Genomic DNA, 16,234 nt, shown 5'->3' with positions numbered 1-16,234 from the left:
CGGTGGGACCGATTCTCGTGTGAAGGGTTCGTGCGCCGCAGTGGCTCGTCTCGTCTTCGTCCTGGTCATGGCGCTGTCTGCAGGACTGGTCTCGTTGACCTCCCCGCCGGCAGCGACGGCGATCACGTCCGTCAAGGCCTCGACGCCGCCGGCCGACGGCAAGTTCCAGGTGCAGGTCGGTCCTGAGGAAGCGGTCTTCGGACCCACCTCGATCATGGACTCGCCGTACTTCGCCCAGCGCACCGCGACCGGGCTGCTGGGCTACCTCGGCAACGTCACGACGTACGCCTTCGACGCGATGGCCGGTCGGCTCTCCAACGGCCGAGTGGCACTCGCCAGCGGCCCGACGGGGTCGTTCGACGCCTGCGGCGCGTGGCTCAACTCGGTCTACCCGGTGACGGCCACGCACTGGATCGGCTGGTACCACGCCGAGGCCGCGGGCGGCAGCGACAACGTGTGCCGCGACGACGGCAGCACGATCTGGCGGATCGCGTACGCCGAGTCGTGGGACGGTGGGCGCACCTGGGTCAAGCCGAACTACCCGAAGAACGTCATCATCTCCCAGTCGACCTCGATCCTGGCGATGAACAAGGTCGGCACCGACGCGGGCAACCCCCGCGTGATCCGGGTCGGCAACTACTTCTACGCGCTCTACCAGGCCACCGGCGCGGGCGCGACGTACTCCGGGCCGGGCAAGGGCGTGAACATCGCCCGCGCGCCCGTGACCAAGCTCGGCGCCCCCGGCACCTGGGTGAAGTACTTCTGCACCAAGAACCTCCTCGGGCAGGTCACCTGCCAGTGGAACCAGCCCGGCGTCGGTGGGCTGTCCTCGTCGGTGACGAACCTGCCCGCGGCCGCGCGGTTCGTCTCGTGGAACACCTACCTCGGGCGCTACGTCGGTCTGCAGGCCAGCGGCCGGCAGGGCTTCTCGCTGCGGTTCTCCACCGGCAGCGACGTCCTCAAGTGGCCGAGCTCGACGATGATCTACCCGGCGGTCACCACGTCGGGCGACACCGCCGTCGACGACTGGACGGCGCGCAACTCCACGAGCAAGCAGCTCTACGGCTACCCCTCGATCGTCGGAGCCGACGGCGCCAGTCCCTCCTCCGGTCGGATCTTCTACATCTACTACATGAAGGTCTTCCCGGGCGCCGGGATGGACGTCCGTTACCTCATGCGCCGCAAGGTCACGCTGGCACCGACCAGCGCGACGCCGTACAACCGGGTGGCGCTGACGACCTACCGCGACGCGGCCGGTGACCTCCGGAGCACCACCGAGCAGCCCAAGCAGATGTCGTACGTCGCCCGCGGCAGCGCAGGCAACCTGCTGAGCGAGGCCAAGACCGGGTGGAACGCCGTCTTCGAGTGCTACGCCGGTCATGGCGACGCGTTCCTGCAGGTGTCGAAGTGTGCCGACGGTCATGGCGTCGTACGCCGGGTCGGGTTCATCTCGCCGGTGCGGACCGCCGTCGCGCACGTCCCGATCTACCGCTGCTACGACCCGGCGCGCCGGCGCCACTTCGCCGCGGCCACGACGTGGTGCTCGGGCAAGAAGCTCGAGTTCCGCCTCGGCTACGGCCTGACGCGACTGACCTGACCGGGTCCCCGGATCGCGGGGGAGCGCCGGATAGCATTCGAGGTCCGCTGACCCACCGGCTGAGTCTGGAGTCCTCCTCGTCGTGAGCGCTGCACAGGTCGCGCTGCCGGACGCCGGCCAGCGCCGCGTCGCCCTTCGGGTCGAGGTGCAGGTCCTGCGTGCGGTCGCGGTCATGGGCGTGGTCGCGAACCACCTGTGGCCCCACAACGTGCGCGGCGGCTACATCGGCGTCGACGTCTTCCTGGTGATCTCCGGCTACCTGATCAGCGGCCAGCTGCTGCACGAGCTGCGCAGCACCCGGCGGATCGAGGTGGCCCGGTTCTGGGCGCGACGGGCTCGCCGGCTGCTGCCGGCCAGCATGCTGGTGCTCGGCGCATCCATCGCGGGGACCCTGCTGCTCGTCCCGGAGTCGATGTGGAAGGACGTGATGCGTCAGATCGCCTCGTCCGCGCTCTACTTCCAGAACTGGACGCTGGCCCACGACGCCCAGGACTACTTCCGCTCGGGGGAGTCGCCCTCGCCGGTGACTCATTACTGGTCGCTGTCGCTGGAGGAGCAGTTCTACCTCGTCTGGCCGGTGCTGGCCTGGCTGGCCTTCACCATCGGCCGGGCCGTACGCCGCCCGCGCACCACGGTGTTCGTCGTGTTCACGATGGTCGCGGCGGCGTCGTACGTCTGGTCGGTGCACTTCACCCGGATCGACCCGCACGCGGCGTACTTCGAGACCCAGACCCGCGTGTGGGAGCTCGCCGTCGGCGGCATGCTGGCGCACTTCGCCGTACGCCGGCGCCTGCGGCTGCCCATCGCGGCGCTGGGATGGCTGGCGATCCTCGCCTCGATGTACTTCCTCACCGAGGAGACGCCGTTCCCGGGATCGGCGGCGATCATCCCGGTGCTCGGCACCGCCGTGGTGATCTGGTGCGGGGACGGCTTCCAGGAGCTGGTGCCGCCGTTCGTGCGGATGGCCCGCGGCGTGACGATGCTGCTCGGCCGCATCTCCTACCCGCTCTACCTCTGGCACTGGCCGCTGATCGTGCTGACGCCCTACGCCATCGGGCACGGCCTGACCAACCTGGAGAAGGTCGAGGTGCTCGGCACCTCGGTCGTCCTGGCCTGGCTCAGCACGGTGCTGCTCGAGGACCGGGTCCGTGCGTCGGCATGGCTGACCCGCGGCAGTGCACTGCGCTCGCTGCTGCCCGCGGCGCTCGCGATGGCCGCCGTCGTCGCCACGACCGTCATCGTCACCCAGCACGTCGACCGCCAGGTCGTGGCCGTGTCGAGCCAGGTCGACAAGGCGGCCGACCAGCCCCACGAGAACCCGTGCTTCGGTGCCCGCGCGATCCAGAACTCCTGCGCCGACCCGCACCGGCTCACCACCCGCAACTCCGAGCTGCTGACCAGCCAGAGCTACACCTCCCACCTGCACGGCGGCGCGGAGTGCATGCAGGACCAGGACGTCGCCGCGGTGCTGTCCTGCCAGTTCGGCACCCCGGCTGCGCAGGCGACCGCCCGGATCGCGCTGGTCGGCGACTCGCACGCGCGCCACTGGGCGCCGGCGCTCGACGCGCTCGCGCTCGAGCACCACTGGAACGTCGTGCTGATCGCCAAGGGCTCCTGCCCGCTCAACATCGCGGCGGTGACGACGGAGCGGTACGTCGAGGACGCGGCCAGCTGCCACCGCTGGGTCAGCAGCGTGCTCGACCAGCTCACCCAGGACCCCACGATCGACGCGGTCGTGACGTCCTCGAGCAGCCGGCGCTACCTCGTCGAGGGCCGCAGCGGCTCGGCCGGGACGACCGCGCTCCGCAACGGCTTCCGCGGCGCCTGGTCGCGGCTGACCCAGGCGGGCAAGGCGGTCCTCGTCGTGGGCGACGTACCTGCCATGGACCTCGGCGACATCCCCAGCTGCGTCGCGCGCGCCAAGACCCGTGAGGACCCGTGCTGGGTGGCGCGGTCGGCGGCGCTGACGCCCGACCCCATGCTGCAGGCGGTCGCCCAGAGCACCAGCCCGCTGCTGCGCTCGGTCAACCTCAGCCGCTTCTTCTGCGACGCGTCGCGCTGCCACGCGGTGATCGGCGGCGTGGTCGCGTGGGCCGACGAGAACCACATCATCGGCTACTTCGCGCGCACCCTCGCACCGTTCCTGGACGCGCCGCTGGAGGCCGCTATGGTGGCGCGCCATGAGTGAGGATCGCGTCCGCCGCCCCCGCAGCGAGTACGCCGCCTGGCGGCTGGCGACCACCCGCTGGGCCGACATCGACGTCTACGGCCACCTCAACAACGCGCGCTACTTCGAGCTCATCGACACGGCCGTCAACGCGCACCTCGCCGAGGCGACCGGCACCGACATCCGGGCGCTGCCCGCGATCGGGGTGGTCGCGGAGGTCTCCTGCCGCTACTTCGCCGAGCTCGGCTACCCGGCCCCGATCGACCTGGGCCTGGTGGTCGACAAGGTCGGCACCTCCTCGATCGTCTACCGGATCGGCATGTTCCAGGGCGACCCCGAGGGCGCGGGCGCGCTGGCGTCGGCCGAGGGCCGCTTCGTGCACGTGTACGTCGACAACACCGACCCCGCGCGACCGGTCACGCCGATCCCGGACGTCATCCGCGACGCGGTCACCCCGCTACTTCGCTGAGCGGGCTTCGCGCTCCGCGAGGCGACGTACGCCGGCGCGGTCCGCGCGTGCCACGCCGGCGACCTTCAGCAGCCGCGGCAGGCGCCGGGGGTCCAGGCCCTGCTCGGTGACGACGTTCGTGGACCGCTGGGACGAGCGGAACAGGGTGCCGTCCTCACGGCCGAGCCAGGTGCGCGCGACCTCGGCGTTGGAGTCTGCCCAGCGGGCGAGGAACGGGTCGAGCAGGTCGGCGGGCAGGCCGAGCGTCGGACCGGTGCCGGGCCTGCCGGCCAGGCGGGTGATGAGGTCGCGGTTGTCGATCTGCCCGGCGGTGGCGCCCCGCTGCTCGACGCGGAACAGGTTGAGCAGCCGCAGCAGCTCGACGGCCTCGGCGTCGAGGCTCTCGTTGGTGCGGGGGACCGGGGCGAGGGCGTCCTCGCGCAGGTCGATCCCGGCGGTGTCGAGGAAGTCCTGCTGCAGCGACCCGCCCGCCAGCTGCTCGCGCTCGAACGGCCGGACCACGAGCGCGTCCGGTGCGAGGACGCGCTGCCAGGTCGTGAGGCGCGCGGCGTAGTCGTAGAGGTCGCTCAGGTCGACGTCGACCCGGCTCGCCAGGCGCTCGGTCGAGCCGACCTTGACCAGCTGCTGGTAGCGGCTGAGCAGGTGGTCGTCCTGGCGGCGGAGGTAGACCACCACCCGGACCGAGGAGGCGAAGGAGCCGAGGAAGCCTCCGAGCTCGGCGATCGCGGCCTCGGAGGAGCCGAAGTGGCCCTCGTTGCTGAGCAGGACCCGGGGGAGGGCCGCATCGCGGATCTCGGAGATCGTCGCGGCGCGCATCTCGGCCTGGTAGCGCTCCGGGTCGTCGCGGTTCATCCGCCGCCACGCCGGCATCTCGTTCAGCTCGTCGACGGGAGTGGTCATCAGGCCGAGCTTCACGTGCCGGAACCGGCCCGGCGTGGTCGGGTAGAGGACGCCGTGGTCGGCGAGCACGGGCCGGTTGCGACCGAACCACTCCTGCAGCGAGGACGTGCCGGTCTTGCCCATGCCGATGTGGATCACGACGTCCGTCACGGGCAGCGAGCCTAGTGTCTGCCCCTACCTACGAGAGGCGGAGCGCCTCGCGCTCGGCGATCGCCCGCAGCCCCGCCCGCCGCTCCCGCGGTACGCCGACCAGGTCGGCGAGCTCCTCGACGCGAGCGGGAGCCAGGCGCTGGGTGGTGGTCCCGCCGGTCGTGCGGGTGGTGGGGCGGAACAGCTCGCCGCCGCCGGCGTACGTCTGCGCGACCTCGGCGTTGCTCGCCGACCACCGCGCCGCGAACCGGTCGAGCTCGGTCACGGGCAGGGTCAGGACCTGGCCGCGGGGCAGCGCCGCGAGGCGCTCGACGAGGGCCCGGTTGTCGATGGCGTCCGCGCGCTCGCCGTGGTGCTCGACGCCGTCGAGGTTGAGCAGGCGGAGCAGCTCGACGGCCTCGGCGTCCAGGCTCTCGTTGCGCCGAGCGCTCGTCTCCTCGCCCACCTCGACCGGCAGGTCCAGGGCGGACACGAAGTCGGAGAGGAGCGACCCGCCCTCGAAGCGGGCCGGCTCGAAGCGGCGTACGACGAGGCGGGCCGGTGCCATCGCGTCGCTCCACAGCCCCAGCCGACGGGCGTAGTCGTAGAGGTGGGCGTGGTCGCGCTGCGAGAACTCCACGAGCGTCTCGACGCAGCCGGTCTTCACCGACTGCTGGTAGCGGCTGACGAGGTGGTCGTCCTGCGGCCGGAGGTAGACCACGACGGTGCGCGACGCGGCGAAGGTGTCCAGGTTCGCGCGGAGCGCGGCCAGCGCGTCGGCCCCGAGCGCGTAGAGGCCCTCGTCGCTGAACAGGACGCGGTCGGGTCGGTGCTCGGCGAGCTCGTTGTCGAGAGCGGTTGCGTGCTGGGCGCGGTAGGCGGCGGGCTCCGTGTGCCCGGAGCGGCGCCAGACGAGCGTGGTGCGCAGCGCCTCGTCGGAGCGCGCGGCCATGCCGAGGTGCGTGTGCCGCACGCCGCCGTACGCCCTCGGGTAGAGGACGCCGCCCGCGAGCAGCTCCTCGCGATGGTCGGCCAGGAAGCGCTGGAGCGTGGAGGTGCCGGTCTTGCCGGAGCCGATGTGGAGCACCACCTCGTTCGCCATGAGGTCATTGTCGGCCACGTGGAACAATGCGCGCGTGGCAGGTCCCAGCTCGCTCAGCGCACGCATCCGGCGACGGCTCCGACGCGAGGCGGCCGCCCGGCGGCGCAGGGCCGGTCAGCGGTTCCGCGCCGCGACCGGACGCACGACGCCGGCCGAGATCGCGCCGGGACGCCCGACGAACATCGGTCCGGCGATGGACGCGATCGTCGAGCGCGCGCGGCGCAACCAGCAGCCGATCGGCCTGGACCCCGAGTACGACGTGGTCCGTGAGGGCTTCGACCACCTCACCTACCTGCTGCAGATCAAGGACCTCCAGACGCTCCCGCAGGTCGACCCGATCGCCCACTTCATGGCCGAGGGCGAGCTGTCGGTGAACTCGCCGGACGTGAACTTCGGGATGCAGTCCTACCTGGCGCGGCACCCGCGCCGTCGCGGCGGTCCCGACCGCACGCCGTACGCCGCCTGGCGCCGTGAGGGCCGTGCCGCGGGCGAGATCGCCGATCCGGCGTACGGCGTCAAGGACATGGCGCCGATCCTCGGCCTCACCCCTGCCGAGCTGGTCGACCGGCTGGCGGAGCTGCGCACGGACCTGACCGAGCGCATCCGGTACGGCGCCCTCGGCGAGCAGATCGCGAAGGCCACCGAGCTGGAGCCGCTCCTGGGCGGGGTGTGGGCCTCCACGGTGCACCCGCGCATCCAGCCGCTGAGCTCCCCGGAGATCACCCGCCAGACCGTCGCGCTGCACGCCTGCCAGGAGCAGACCGGCTTCGCTCGCGCCCGGATCGTGTTCGTGATCAACCGGCCGCGCTGGGGATCGGGCCGCCGCATCGAGGGCCACGTCGTGCACGCGCTCGCCGACCGGATCGACCCCTCCGAGGTCGTGGTCGTCTACACCGACGAGAGCGGCACGACGCCGGAAGGCCGCTTCCCCGCGGGCGTGCGCGAGGTCGACTTCGCCGCGGCGACGCGCGGCATGTCACCCGCCCACGCGGCGCGGACGCTGGTCGAGCTGCTGCGCTCGTTCCGGGCCGACGCGATCCTCGACATCAACTCCCGTGTCCTCTACGACGCCCTCGGTCCCTACGGCAAGGCGCTGGCCGCCTCCGAGCGGGTGTTCCCGGTGATGTTCTGCAACGAGCAGCTCAGCCAGGGCAACTGGGCCGGCTGGAGCCTCAAGCACTACTACCGCGTCAACGAGATCGTGCCGGGCATCATCACCGACAGCGAGTACCTCAAGAACGAGCTCACCGAGCGCCACCTCCTCAGCGAGGCCGACCGCGCCAAGCTGCACGTCTTCCAGGCCCCGGTCCAGCCGGAGATCCCGGTCGCGGACGCGCCGGTCTCGACGCCCGGACGGCGCCCGAAGGTCTACTGGGCCGGCCGCTGGGACCGCCAGAAGCGGATCGACCTGGTCCTCGAGATCGCCCGCTCGATGCCCGACGTCGACTTCCACCTGTGGGGCGAGAAGGTCCTGCACGGCGACCCGATCACCGACGTGCCGGCCAACCTGACGCTCGAGGGCCGCTACGCGTCCTTCGACGACCTCGACCTGGGCAAGGCCGACGCGTGGCTCTACACCTCCGCCTGGGACGGCGTACCCCAGCTGCTGCTGGAGGTCGCGATGACGGGCATCCCGATCGTGGCCAGCGTCGTCGGCGGTGTCGGGGAGCTGCTGCCCGACGGCGAGGGCTGGCCCGTGCACGACGTCGACGACGTCGCGGCGTACGCCGCCGCGCTCCGCGAGGTCCTCGCCGATCCCGAGGCCGCCCGCAAGCGCGCGCTGCGGCTGCGCGAGCGGCTGGTCCAGGAGCGCAGCGAGAAGGCGTACGCCGAGACCGCCGCCGCCCTGCTGCTCAAGTCCGCCGAGCCCGCAGATGCCGTTGGTCGAGCAGCGACGTCCGAAGTCGTTGGTCGAGCAGCGACATCCGAAGTCGTTGGTCGAGTAGCGCTTCCGAGGAACGAGGAAGCGCGTATCGAGACCGCCACGGTCGACCTGACCGTCGTCGTCACCGCCCACGACGAGACCGTCGTCTGCGGCCCGAGCATGCAGGCGGCCGACGCCGCGATCGCCGAGGCCCGCCGGCGCGGCCACACGGTCCAGCCGATCATCTGCCTGGACAAGCCGTCCGCCGCGACCGCGGCGTACTTCGGCCAGGACCGGTTCGCCCACTGGGAGCGGGTGACCTACCAGGAGGGCGACCTCGGGCGGGTGCGCAACGCGATCCTGCCGGCGACGCAGGGCCGCTACGTCGCCTGGCTCGACGCCGACGACATGTTCAGCGAGAGCTGGCTGGCCGAGGGCGTCGAGCGGCTCAAGGCGGCCGACGAGGCGGGGGAGCGGGTCGTCGTCCACCCCGAGCTGAACGTCTTCTTCGACGGCATCAGCTCGGTGCTGGTCAACATCGACCAGACCTCGCCGCTGTTCACGCCGCACTTCTTCTACTTCCGCAACTACTACGACTCGCTCTGCATGGCGCCGCGGCAGACCTACCTCGACCACGCCTACGTCTCGCGCGACATCCCCAACGGGCTGTCGTTCCAGGACTTCCAGTTCAGCATCGAGACCATGGGCAGCGGCTGGGAGCACGTCGTGTGCCGCGACACGATCATCTTCAAGCGGCGCCGCGACGTCTCGCTGGTCACCGAGAGCACCGGCCGCCGGTCGATCGTGCGCGCCCTGCCGGAGATGGCCATCGACCGGATCAGGGGTCTCGGCCGATAGGGTGAGGCGCATGAAGAACGTCTTGATCACCGGCGGCGCGGGCTTCGTCGGCATGCACCTCACCGACCATCTCCTCGGCCGTGGCGACTACCAGGTGTCGGTCATCGACAACGAGTCGCTCGGCGACCGCACGAACCTGCCGCTCGACAAGATCAACTTCATCGCCGGCGACCTGCGCAACGTCGACGACGTCGCGAAGGCGACCGAGGGCCAGGACGTCATCGTCCACCTCGCCGCCGACACCCGGGTGATGGACAGCATCGAGAACCCGGCCTTCAACTTCGAGAACAATGTCATCGGCACGTTCAACCTGATGCAGGCGGCGCGCGCGGCCGGCGTCGGCCGGATCGTCGCCGCCTCCACCGGTGGCGCGATCCTCGGTGACGTCACCCCGCCGGTGCACGAGGCGATGGCGCCGCAGCCCTCCTCGCCGTACGGCGCCTCCAAGCTGATGCTCGAGGGCTACCTCTCGGCGTTCTCCGACTCCTACGGCGTCAGCGGCTGCGCGCTGCGCTTCTCCAACATCTACGGCACCCGCTCGCTGCACAAGGGCTCGGTCGTCGCGCACTTCTACAAGCAGATGCTCGAGGGCAAGCCGCTGGTGGTCTACGGCGACGGCACCCAGGCCCGCGACTACCTCTACGCCGCCGACCTGGTCGAGGCGATCGAGGCCGCGATGAACAGCGACAAGAGCGGTGCCTTCCAGCTCGGCAGCGGCAAGCCGACCACGATCAACGAGCTGATCGACATCATCCGCACCGTCACCGGTGAGGACCCCGAGGTCGACTACCGCGACTTCCGCGCCGGCGAGATCCGCAACACCTGGTGCCAGGTCGACAAGGCCAAGGCCGAGCTCGGCTTCGACCCGAAGACCCCGCTGGAGCAGGGCATGCGCGAGACCTGGGAGTGGTTCCAGGCCCAGCCGCGCGGCTGACGACGTACGTGGCACGCACCCCGAAGGACCTCCTGCGCGGCGCGCGCCGGCGTCTGTCCGGTGACGCCCCGCCGGCGTCCGCCGTGAGCGGTACGCCGGTCGAGGTGCTCGCCGAGCAGACGAACTTCGGGCCGATGGTCGATGCGCTCGTCGAGCGCGCCCGCCGCAACCAGCGCGACGCCGGCCTCGACGCCGACTACGACCTGGTGCGCGAGAGCTTCGACCACTACCACTACCTGTACCAGGCCAAGGAGCTCCAGGAGGAGCCCGACGCCGACCCGATCCGGCACTTCCTGCGGCAGGGAGCCAAGGCCAGGTACAGCCCGACCGCCGACTTCCACCCGCAGAAGTACCTCCGCCGCCACCCGCAGCACGCGAAGGGGCCGGAGCGCTCGCCGTACCTCGAGTGGCTCAGGCGCGGCCGTGCGGCCGGCGAGATCGCCGACCCCTCCGACGGCGTCACCGCACTCGCCCCGCTGCTCGGCTCCGAGCCGGGTGAGGTCGTCGAGACGATCTCCGAGCTGCGCTCGGACCTGCAGGAGCGGCTGCGCCACGGCCGCCTCGGCGAGGTGTTCGCGCGTGCCGCCGAGGTCGAGCCGCTGATCGCGGTCGCCTGGGAGCGGGCCGTCTCCGGCACCCAGCAGCTGCCGTTCCGCAACGAGGGCGTCGCCCGCGCTGCCGCGGCGATCCACGCCTGCCACGAGGACCTCGGCTTCCGCCGGGCCCGCCTGGTGATCGTCACCCGCAAGCCGCGGTGGGGCGGCGGCCGCCGGCTCGAGGGCCACCTCGCCCATGCGCTGGCACGCAAGATCGACCCCCGCGACATCGTCGTGATCTACACCGACGACACGGGGGAGACGCCCGCCGACAGGTTCCCCGACGGGGTGCGCGAGGTCGACTTCCTCACCCGCTTCCGGGGCATCAACGAGGACACCCAGCTGCACGCCCTGGTCGCGCTGATCCGTTCGTTGTACGCCGACGCGGTGCTCAACCTGAACTCCCGCCTGCTCTACCAGGCGATGAAGCCCTACGGCCGCGCCCTGGCCGCCTCCGAGAACCTGCACCTGGTGTTCTTCTGCGACGAGCAGCAGGCGCTCGGCCACTGGGAGGGCCGCGGGCTGCGCTGGTTCTACCCGGCCTGCGACTACGTCGCCGGCATCATCACCGACAGCGAGCACCAGCGTCGGGAGCTGATCGACCGCTACGGCGTCAGCGACGAGGAGGCCGCCCGGATCCAGGTGTTCCACGCGCCCGCCGACGCGAGCATCCCGTTGGTCTCGGCAGGCTCGGCAGGCTCGACCACCGAGCGGCGGCCGGTGGTGTTCTGGGCCGGCCGCTTCGACCGCCAGAAGCGCCCCGACATCGTCGTCGAGGTGGCGCGCCGGATGCCCGACGTCGACTTCCGGTTGTGGGGCGAGAAGGTGCTCAAGGGCGACCCGCTGGGGGAGCTGCCCGAGAACGTCGAGCTCGCCGGCCCCTACGACCGGTTCGCCGACCTCGACCTCGGCGAGGCCGACGCCTGGCTCTACACGGCCGCCTGGGACGGCGTGCCGAGCATGGTGCTCGAGGTCGCCATGACCGGCGTACCCCTTGTCGCCAGCCTGGTCGGCGGCGTCGGTGAGGTCGTCTCGGCGGCCGACGCCTGGCCGGTCGAGGGCGAGGACCCCGCGGCGTACGTCGCCGCGCTCCGCGCGATCCTGGCCGACCCCGACGCCGCCCGGGCCAAGGCGGTGGCCCTGCGCGAGCGGGTCCTGGCCGAGCGCACCGAGCAGGCGTACGCCGACGCGGCCGCTGCTCTGCTCCTGCGGCCGGAGGCGCGCGCATGACCGACCTGACCCTGATCGTGCAGGCGCACAACGAGACGGTGGTCGCCGGGCCGACGATGCGCTCCGCGGACATCGCCGTCGAGGCGGCGCGCGCCCGCGGCTACACCGTCCAGACGATCATCGCGCTCGACCGCGCGACGCCGGCCACGACGGCGTACTTCAACCAGCCGCGCTACGACCACTGGGAGCGCGTGATCGTCGACGAGGGCGACCTCGGCGCGACCCGCAACACCGTGATCGCGCGGGCCGACGGCGACTTCATCGCCTGCCTCGACGCCGACGACATCTTCAGCGAGAACTGGCTCTCCGAGGGCATGGACGTCGTCACCGCCGGCGCCGAGGGCTTCCGGGGCGTGATCGCCAGCCCCGAGCTCGAGGTGCTCTTCGACCGCAACCTCGCCTCGACCCGCAACCTCGAGCAGGACTCGCCGCTGTTCACGCCGTACTACCTCTACCTGCGCGGCTACTACGACTCGCTCTGCATCGCCCCGCGGCAGGCCCACCTCGACGTGCCCTACTCGCGGCGCGACATCCCCAACGGCCTGGCCTACCAGGACTTCCAGTTCGCGATCGAGACGATGGCGCGCGGCTGGAAGCACGTGATCGTGAAGGACACCGCCATCTTCAAGCGCCGCCGCGACACCTCGCTGGTCGTCGAGAGCAGCGCGCGCCGCGCGATCGTGCGGTCGCTGCCGGAGATGGCGATCGACAAGGTCCGCGACCTGGCGAAGGGACGCTTCGATGGCTGAGGCACTGGCGATGGCCAAGGACCTGGAGCTGGTCGTGCACATCGGGCTGCACAAGACCGCTTCGACGTACGTCCAGAGCGTGCTCAGCGCGCATCGGCTCGAGCTGCTCCAGCAGGGCCTGGTCTACCCGATCAACGGCACCCCGCAGATGCAGGTGCGCACCCGTGAGGGTGCCCGGTCCGGGCATGCGTTGCTGACGTTCAGGAAGGGACGCCAGGAGGTCCTCGAGCAGGTGCTGCGCGAGGTCCCGCGCGACGCGACCAAGGTGCTGGTCTCGGCCGAGGACTTCACCCACCCGCGGCGTGATCCCGAGGAGATGTTCTCCACGTTCGCGGCGTTCGGCCGGGTGCGCGTCGTGGTCACGCTGCGGCGCCAGGACGACTGGATCGAGAGCTACTACAAGCAGCGTGTCGACCAGTTCCACTCCGCCGAGTCGCGCTCGATCGGCGGCTTCCTGGAGGACGAGGGCCCGTGGCTGCTCGACCTGCACCGCCGGCTCTCGCCGTGGCGCGACCTGGCCGGGGCCGACGCCTTCCACGTGCTGTCGTACGACGACCTGCCCTGTGCCGACGCCCAGGTGGCCGCGCTGCTCGCCATCGCCGGCGTCGAGGTGGAGCTGCCGCCGATCGACGTGCCGCGCTACGACAGCGCCCGCGCGATCGACACGATCGGGATGCGCCTGCTCAACGGCATCGGGCTGACCGACCGCACGATCCGCAACACCGCGGCGCAGGAGGTCTACGCCGCGAGCCCCGAGGGCGACCTGGCGCTGCTCGACACCGCCCAGCGCGAGGCGATCCGCGCCCACTGCGCGCCGATCAACGAGCGGATCGAGCGCGAGTGGGCCGCCGGCCCGCTGCCCGGGTTCCGCTTCGGCAGGCCCGACCGGCCCGCCCCGCAGCCACCGACGGCCGAGGCGATGGCGGCGTACGTCGACCGCGTGCTGACGATCTGCGACGCCGCCCGGCGCAGGGCGGCCTCGGCGTGACCAGCCCGCTCGCCAGCCTCGCGGTGGCGACGATGTTCCGCGGCGACCCGCGCCAGCTGGTGCAGTGGCTCAACCTGCACCTCGGCGCCGGTGCCGAGCGGATCTATGTCGCGCTGGACCGGATGTCGCCCGAGGCGGTGGCCGCGCTGCCCGCCGACCCGCGGGTCGAGCTGCACCCGATCGGCGCCGACGACTGGGCGCGGCTCTACCCGGCCCACCACCACAACGTCGAGCGCCGCCAGGTCGACGCCGCGCGGTGGCTGATGGCCCGCGCGGCCGAGGCCGGCCACGCCTGGTGCGCGTTCGTGGACACCGACGAGGTGCTCGACCTGGCACGCCCGTGGGCGGACATCGTGGGGGAGTCACCGAGCGCCTCCGCTCTCAAGCTTCCCGTCCGCGAGATGTGGTGGCGCGAGGGCGCCGACACGACCGGGCCCGACGCCGCCTTCGGTGCCGACCTGGCGATCCGCCCGTCGCCCGAGCGAGGCGGCTGGGTCCGCACGCTCGGCTGGCGGGCCCAGTACTTCCGCAACGGCGTCCTGGGCCACGACGCCGGCAAGACCGTCTACCGCCTGCCCCTGCTGCCCGGCGACCTCGGCGTGCACGGCCCGCTCTCCGGCCCGCTCGCCGCGGGCGCGACCGCGACCGACGACGCCGACGCCCGGGTGCTGCACTTCGACAGCGGCAGCCCGGAGACCTGGAACGCCCGCTGGGCGGCTCGGGTCGCCGGCACCACCAACGCCACCGGCATCGGCGACCACCGCTACGCCCAGCTGTGCCTGTTCGCCCGCGAGGTGCGGCGTACGCCGGCCGACCAGCGGGCGTTCTTCGACGCGTTCTTCAGCCTGCCCGCGTCGGTCGCCGAGCACCTGCTCGACGACGGCACGGCGGTGCGGGTGAGCCTGGCCGACCGGCTCGGCGCACCGCTGCCGGTGCCGGCGTACGACGCCGAGACGCTCACCCAGGTGCCCACGACCGAGCGCACCACCGACGTCCAGGTCGCGATGATGTGCGACGAGAACTTCGTCGCGCCGACGTACGCCACCTTGAGCTCGGTGCTCGCCCGGCTGCCGGCGACCTCGAGCGTGCGGCTCGTGGTGCTCGGCGACGGGCTGCGACCCGAGCACGAGCAGCGGTTCCGCACGCTGGAGCGCTGCGGCCGCGACGTGGAGGTCGCCTTCCACGACGTGACCCGCCTGCTCGACCGCGACCTCGGGCGTGAGGGTCACCAGCGCTCGCGGGCGACGTACGCCCGGGTCTACCTCGTCGACCACCTCCCCGAGCAGCGCACGCTGTACCTCGACGGCGACGTGCTGGCCACGCGTGACATCAGCGAGCTGTTCACGATGGACATCGGCGGCGCCTGCATCGCCGGCGTCAGCGACAGCGCCGCGCTGCGTGCCGCCCAGGACCCCACGAGCGTGCCCGCCGAGCAGTGGGCCAAGCTGCAGACGATGACCGGCGGAGACCTCGCCGACTACCTCAACGCCGGCGTGATGCTGCTCGAGGTCGGCCACCCCGACTACCGCGAGGCCGCGCTGACGGCCCGCGCGCACGTCGCCCTGCACGGCCGGATGCTCCTGCAGCACGACCAGGACGCCCTCAACGCGGCGTTCCTGGGACGCAAGCACCGGCTGCCGACGACGTACAACTACATGACCCAGTTCTGGACCTCGGAGCGCTCGGCGGCCGATGACCTGATCCCCACCAAGTACGCCGACGCGGACGCCTCGCTGATCCACTTCTCCGGCAAGGTCAAGCCGTGGGTGGCCGCGGAGGACGAGTTCTACAACGGCCTCTACCGCCGCATCGTGCGCGAGGCCGAGCGCCGTCTCGGCGTCAGCTGCGGCTTCTACTTCTCCCGGCCCGTGACCGCCGGTGCCGGCTGGGACGCCGACGCCTGGCGTTCCGCGCTGTCCGGCCGGGCCGAGCGGCCGGGGCGGCACGACCGGCCACCGGCACCGCGGCGTACCGGCGCGGCCAGCGACCTCGCCCTCGTCGACCTCACCGAGACCGGCCTCTACGTCCGGTTCGAGGCGGCCACCCACGAGCTGCTCCTCACGCAGGGCGCCACGGTCGCGATCCGCTCGCTCGACGGCCGGCTGCGCGCCTCGGTCCCGGTCGCCGACTTCGGGCCCGTGCGCAACGACCTGCGCGAGAGGGTCGCCGCCGGCGTACGACGGGCGCCGCTGGCGCTCCCGGCCGACGGCCCCATCCGCCTCGTGGTCGAGCTGCCGGACGCGCCGCTGGCGCGCGAGCTCGCGATCGTGGACCGTGGCGCGACCGTCGCCGGAGAGGTCCTCGGACTCGTCGACGGCCGCCTGACCGGGTGGTACGCCGATGCCGCCGCCCGCCCGATCTCGCTGCTCATCGGCGGGGAGCTGGTCGCCAGCAGGGTCGAGCGGGAGACCGACGGCCGGCGCGGGTTCTCGTTCCGGCTCGCACACCTGGTCCGCTCGGGCTACGGCCGGCCCGACGACCTCGTGACGGTGCGCCTGGCCGGTGCGACGACGACCTTGCCCGGCCCACGCATCACGGTGGCCGACGTGGTCGCCGATCCCGCGCCGAGCCTGGCCCGCCGGATCGGTCGGCGGATGCGCAGCGACGGAACGTCGCGGCGGTAGGTCTCCCTGAGCCGGCCCTCGAGCCGG

The 16,234-nt window shown here is 72.0% G+C and carries 11 protein-coding genes; 9 read left to right on the top strand and 2 right to left on the bottom strand.

Annotated features, from left to right (window positions below):
• The first annotated feature begins 40 nt into the window (after window positions 1–40).
• From ACYVJ3_RS12035 to ACYVJ3_RS12025, 3 genes are all read left to right on the top strand, one after another.
• Window positions 41–1,597 (top strand): hypothetical protein, encoded by a 1,557-nt coding sequence (locus ACYVJ3_RS12035; protein WP_460853240.1) that lies wholly within the window; start codon window positions 41–43, stop codon window positions 1,595–1,597.
• An 82-nt stretch (window positions 1,598–1,679) separates the two neighbouring features.
• On the top strand, window positions 1,680–3,785 hold the full coding sequence (locus ACYVJ3_RS12030) for an acyltransferase family protein (protein WP_460853239.1): 2,106 nt from the start codon (window positions 1,680–1,682) through the stop codon (window positions 3,783–3,785).
• Complete coding sequence (locus ACYVJ3_RS12025; protein WP_460853238.1) at window positions 3,778–4,233, top strand: acyl-CoA thioesterase; 456 nt, start codon at window positions 3,778–3,780, stop codon at window positions 4,231–4,233. Before ACYVJ3_RS12030 ends, ACYVJ3_RS12025 begins: the two co-directional genes overlap by 8 nt.
• Here ACYVJ3_RS12025 and ACYVJ3_RS12020 read toward each other — a convergent pair.
• Window positions 4,222–5,283 (bottom strand): hypothetical protein, encoded by a 1,062-nt coding sequence (locus tag ACYVJ3_RS12020; RefSeq protein WP_460853237.1) that lies wholly within the window; start codon window positions 5,281–5,283, stop codon window positions 4,222–4,224. The two genes, ACYVJ3_RS12025 and ACYVJ3_RS12020, sit on opposite strands and share 12 nt — an antisense overlap.
• A gap of 28 nt (window positions 5,284–5,311) precedes the next feature.
• The gene (locus ACYVJ3_RS12015) at window positions 5,312–6,364 is read right to left on the bottom strand and encodes a hypothetical protein (protein ID WP_460853236.1); all 1,053 of its coding nucleotides are present in this window, start codon (window positions 6,362–6,364) and stop codon (window positions 5,312–5,314) included.
• A gap of 34 nt (window positions 6,365–6,398) precedes the next feature.
• On the opposite strand from ACYVJ3_RS12015, the gene ACYVJ3_RS12010 reads away from it, so the two are divergent.
• The 6 genes from ACYVJ3_RS12010 to ACYVJ3_RS11985 are packed head-to-tail and all read left to right on the top strand — an operon-like array spanning window position 6,399 to window position 16,207.
• Window positions 6,399–9,086 (top strand): glycosyltransferase, encoded by a 2,688-nt coding sequence (locus ACYVJ3_RS12010; RefSeq protein ID WP_460853235.1) that lies wholly within the window; start codon window positions 6,399–6,401, stop codon window positions 9,084–9,086.
• Window positions 9,087–9,096: 10 nt separating this feature from the next.
• Entirely contained in the window at window positions 9,097–10,020 is a 924-nt protein-coding gene (locus ACYVJ3_RS12005; protein ID WP_460853234.1) for an NAD-dependent epimerase/dehydratase family protein, read from the top strand.
• An 8-nt stretch (window positions 10,021–10,028) separates the two neighbouring features.
• On the top strand, window positions 10,029–11,846 hold the full coding sequence (locus tag ACYVJ3_RS12000; RefSeq protein WP_460853233.1) for a glycosyltransferase family 4 protein: 1,818 nt from the start codon (window positions 10,029–10,031) through the stop codon (window positions 11,844–11,846).
• Complete coding sequence (locus ACYVJ3_RS11995; RefSeq protein ID WP_460853232.1) at window positions 11,843–12,595, top strand: glycosyltransferase family 2 protein; 753 nt, start codon at window positions 11,843–11,845, stop codon at window positions 12,593–12,595. The genes ACYVJ3_RS12000 and ACYVJ3_RS11995 overlap by 4 nt, the downstream gene beginning before the upstream one ends.
• Complete coding sequence (locus tag ACYVJ3_RS11990; RefSeq protein WP_460853231.1) at window positions 12,588–13,583, top strand: hypothetical protein; 996 nt, start codon at window positions 12,588–12,590, stop codon at window positions 13,581–13,583. Before ACYVJ3_RS11995 ends, ACYVJ3_RS11990 begins: the two co-directional genes overlap by 8 nt.
• Window positions 13,580–16,207: a glycosyltransferase gene (locus tag ACYVJ3_RS11985; RefSeq protein WP_460853230.1), complete on the top strand. Its 2,628-nt coding sequence runs from the start codon at window positions 13,580–13,582 to the stop codon at window positions 16,205–16,207. Before ACYVJ3_RS11990 ends, ACYVJ3_RS11985 begins: the two co-directional genes overlap by 4 nt.
• Window positions 16,208–16,234 lie beyond the last annotated feature (27 nt).

Source organism: Nocardioides montaniterrae (assembly GCF_054782655.1).
The sequence above is the reverse complement of the archived record's forward strand: the minus strand, read 5'-3'. Positions and strand labels throughout refer to the sequence as shown.